This window comes from Citrobacter sp. Marseille-Q5395, assembly GCF_947057495.1.
Classification (GTDB): Bacteria; Pseudomonadota; Gammaproteobacteria; order Enterobacterales; family Enterobacteriaceae; genus Citrobacter; species Citrobacter murliniae.
The window spans coordinates 1-3,295 of the sequence record NZ_CAMSEL010000041.1; the positions used below are offsets into that span (position 1 = coordinate 1).

General features: G+C 50.7%; 6 protein-coding genes. All 6 read right to left on the bottom strand.

Going from position 1 to position 3,295, the window contains the following annotated elements:
• Nucleotide 1: 1 nt before the first annotated feature.
• The 6 genes from OH663_RS25355 to OH663_RS25380 are packed head-to-tail and all read right to left on the bottom strand — an operon-like array spanning nt 2 to nt 3,233.
• Complete coding sequence (locus OH663_RS25355; protein WP_263525913.1) at nt 2-301, bottom strand: hypothetical protein; 300 nt, start codon at nt 299-301, stop codon at nt 2-4.
• Nucleotides 298-711: a hypothetical protein gene (locus OH663_RS25360; protein WP_263525914.1), complete on the bottom strand. Its 414-nt coding sequence runs from the start codon at nt 709-711 to the stop codon at nt 298-300. The genes OH663_RS25355 and OH663_RS25360 overlap by 4 nt, the downstream gene beginning before the upstream one ends.
• A 5-nt stretch (nt 712-716) precedes the next feature.
• Complete coding sequence (locus OH663_RS25365; protein WP_263525918.1) at nt 717-1,487, bottom strand: replication protein P; 771 nt, start codon at nt 1,485-1,487, stop codon at nt 717-719.
• Nucleotides 1,488-1,489: 2 nt separating this feature from the next.
• Nucleotides 1,490-2,218 carry a helix-turn-helix domain-containing protein gene (locus OH663_RS25370; protein WP_263525915.1) on the bottom strand — a complete coding sequence of 243 codons (729 nt, stop codon included), beginning with the start codon at nt 2,216-2,218 and terminating at the stop codon, nt 1,490-1,492.
• The gene (locus OH663_RS25375) at nt 2,215-2,916 is read right to left on the bottom strand and encodes a phage antirepressor KilAC domain-containing protein (protein ID WP_263525916.1); all 702 of its coding nucleotides are present in this window, start codon (nt 2,914-2,916) and stop codon (nt 2,215-2,217) included. The genes OH663_RS25370 and OH663_RS25375 overlap by 4 nt, the downstream gene beginning before the upstream one ends.
• 17 nt (nt 2,917-2,933) lie before the next feature.
• Entirely contained in the window at nt 2,934-3,233 is a 300-nt protein-coding gene (locus OH663_RS25380) for a lambda phage CII family protein (protein WP_263525917.1), read from the bottom strand.
• Between the last annotated feature and the right edge of the window lie 62 nt (nt 3,234-3,295).

Sequence of the window (3,295 nt, forward strand, 5' to 3'; positions counted from 1 at the left end):
GTCATGCTCGCTTCACTCCGAATGTCTTAACCAGTGCCGACTCCATGCGACCTACACAGGCGCGGATACGGGCTATCTCTGTCTCTGGAAACATGCTTGATGCCATCTGCTCCAGTGCGCCTTTAAGTGGCTTGCTCTCAACCTTTTCGATACGTGCCAGAGCAAATGCCTTGAGTGACTGCTTGATGCTGCGACCGTCTACGCGAGCACATGCCCGGCATAGTTCTGCGTGGAGGATGGTTTCAGGGAATTCCGGGTATTGAGTTTCGATAATTTCTCTGGTATTGCGTGTCTCTTTCATGCTCCTAACCTCCCGTAAACCATCATCAGCCGCTTTCTCGCGTCGCTCTGCATGAACTCCGCTACAACACCGTTATTCTCCGGGTTGTATGGGGTGAACATCTTCGGATCGTCACTATTGGTTTTATATTTCTTGATAACGCCTTTTGCTACCTGGCTACTCTGGTTAGCATCAACTGCACGCTGCCTGATGGCCTCGCCGCCGCCATTCTTCAGCCATTGCTGGAACGCCTTTTCGCCGGGGAATACGCCAATACCAGGAACGCTGCGCAATCTGCCCATGAAACGAAGCTCTTTCGCCTCTTCGTAGTAGCGGTTGCGACTGATTCCGACTTCCTTGTAAATCAGATCAACCTTGGCTGGCTGGTTAGCTGATACGTAATCGAGAATGCGTTGCTTTAAGCTGTCCATCGTCTTCACCTGATAAGGCCAGCGGCCTTCCCTTTGAGATATTCATCCCATAGCCACTGCGCTGGAGTAAGCGCCCCCAAAGTTGCAGCGTTAGGCATGCAGCCAAATGTTTTTCCTTCAGGGTGGTAACCGATATTTCGGCTCTCATGGGTTACTGGAATGACATCAGAGTTGCACTCAATAGCCATAACGGGTGGTGGGATTTGTTCGCCTCCAGCTACTTTTAGCGCCCATTCCTCGAGCTTTTTAGCTGCGAACTTTTCAGTTTCAACTTCGCTAAGTTGCCTTTGATACATGGCCCGTCGCGTATCTGTGATAATCCAGTACATGACAGGATGTGACCATGGGAACCTCTCCGCGCCGCCAGTGTGAACGCCTTTTTCTCTGCTGTAGCGATGAAACTCATTCATCACATCAGACAGGTTAATTCCAAGAACTGTACTGCTGTCCTTGCACCACTTGATGAATTGCCCAGGTGAAGGCCAGAAAGGTGACTCGCTGGCTCTGGCGTGCCTCACCCCTGCGGAAAGCTGTTCTCTGCTGCGTATTCCGTTTTCAGAGAATGCGGCGATCCACTGTCGCTTTGCCGTCTTCTCGTCAGAATCTGTCTTCAGGTTGGTCTGCGATGCCGCTGGGAAGATTTGCTTCAGCTGGCGAAACAGTGAGTCGACAAGGTTCTCGGCTTCGATGTTGATTACGTTTTTCGGATCGTGGCTTCCGGCCATCCGGGCCATTGCTTCGCCATCACGGTTCTGAATAGCTGTCATCAGTTGCATTGTCACAGGAAGTCCTCCCAGCCTTCACGGCTGTTCCAGTGCGGGGTTTCTGGCTCACTGCGGCTGCGCTTTGATGCCAGGGGGTTAACGCGGGCGTTTCGGATCCAGACGCGGAATGCTGAATTCCAGTCAATCAGGGTGGTTCCTCGCGCTGTGTGGTAGTCACGGAAGTTGAGCAGCTCGGTTTCGATGCTGACCCCTTTCTCGGCAGCCATAGCGATATGCTCGGCTGATGGTCTGAAAGCGGAAGGGAATGTAATCCCCTGACCGGTCGGTATACCCATGCGGGACTTTGCTGCATCGCTCACAAAACCGTCACGCCCAGAGAGAGTTGGTTCTATGTTGGGTTCAATGACTGATTCTGTATCCCAATTTTGGGATCGTTCCGTGTCCAAATTTGGGCTTGTTTCGTGTCCAAAATTGGGATCGTTACCGTTTTCGGTACTGTTCCGTTTTTGGGCTTCTTTAACCTCGATATTGAGACGCAAAACGCGAACCTGTTTTGTCTTACCTTTGCGCTCTCCGGTGTCGGTAATCAGTCCATCGTCAATCATCTGGCTGACCCACTTCCCGATGGTCTTTCTGTCCATGCCGGTGTCTTTAACGAGGCGTTGTATGCTTGGGTAGCAACAGTGCGATTCGTCAGCACGGTCTGCCAGAGAGAGCATCAGAAGTTTTTGTGATGCTTTTAGTTCAAGGCCCCATGCCCAGTCCGTTGCTGCTCTGCTCATGCCGCCTTGTCTCCGATTTGATGTGCCGCCCACAGCCCGGCGATCCACTGGATGCCCTTGGGCGTGAATTTGTTTTGGGTGAAGGCGTGACCGTTATTCTGGTTCTCGCCTGTTTTCACAGTGAAACGCCCGGCATCAATATGTTGCGCATACGGCGTTAACTTGCCTGCAAGCAGGTACATGATTTCGCTTTCGATCAGGAACTGACGGAAGGCGTTTTCTTTGATGTGAAGTAATTTGCATGCCTCGCGGAAGCCGAGAGATCCAGACGCATTGACGTAGCTATCCACGAATTGAGCTTTCGGGGCGGCAATGGCTAATTGATTCTCTAACTGGATTTTCTCTTCAGCTAAATCAGCTGCAAGTCTCAACGCCTCAGGCAGCGTTTGAGGCAATAATGGAGACTCCTTTTCCTTTAGTTTTGCGAGCACAGTTCGGCGAACCGCCTTCGACTCCCTCATGCCGATCAATACTGCCTGGTCGTTGGATACAACAAGGTTTTCTGATTTTGTGCCGTTTGAATTTTGAACTACGAAAGTTTCGTAGTGCTCCCCATCAAGCTCATCCTTGACCCGAGGGATAAAATCATTGTTACGAACTGGCTTTTCTCCATGCTCTAATCGGGCCTGATTGATAATGGAAAGAAGCTCATCAGTGCCAATTTTGTCGTTGTTGCCTGAGATCATAATTCCTGGCATAATTCACCTCTGAGTTATTAGAAGTTCATATTCATCTGGTCAGAACGCTCGGTTGCCGCCGGGCGTTTTTTCTTTGTGAGCACCGCAGCTACTTCTCTTGCCAACCGCGCCATATCGTCATCAACAACACCCCATTCCAGAACTGCCAGCAGCATTGCCATCTTCGGCAGCCACGTTTCTTTCCAGCGGGTTATCTGTGCTTTATCGACGCCGATCTCTTTAGCTACGTTGTTGCCACCTTTCATGGCGATACGGTTAAGCAACCAGGACTCAATGCGACGGGCATTGACCTTGTTGCGGTTAATTGAGTTTTCCATTTGTTAATTTCCTAGAGTGTTGAAATAGTTAAATAGGCCAATGCGCAGACACGCATAGCCAT

Coding starts and splice junctions, on each gene's coding strand:
- OH663_RS25355 (WP_263525913.1), bottom strand. CDS start 301: ATGAAAGAGACACGCAATACCAGAGAAATTATCGAAACTCAATACCCG.
- OH663_RS25360 (WP_263525914.1), bottom strand. CDS start 711: ATGGACAGCTTAAAGCAACGCATTCTCGATTACGTATCAGCTAACCAG.
- OH663_RS25365 (WP_263525918.1), bottom strand. CDS start 1,487: ATGCAACTGATGACAGCTATTCAGAACCGTGATGGCGAAGCAATGGCC.
- OH663_RS25370 (WP_263525915.1), bottom strand. CDS start 2,218: ATGAGCAGAGCAGCAACGGACTGGGCATGGGGCCTTGAACTAAAAGCA.
- OH663_RS25375 (WP_263525916.1), bottom strand. CDS start 2,916: ATGCCAGGAATTATGATCTCAGGCAACAACGACAAAATTGGCACTGAT.
- OH663_RS25380 (WP_263525917.1), bottom strand. CDS start 3,233: ATGGAAAACTCAATTAACCGCAACAAGGTCAATGCCCGTCGCATTGAG.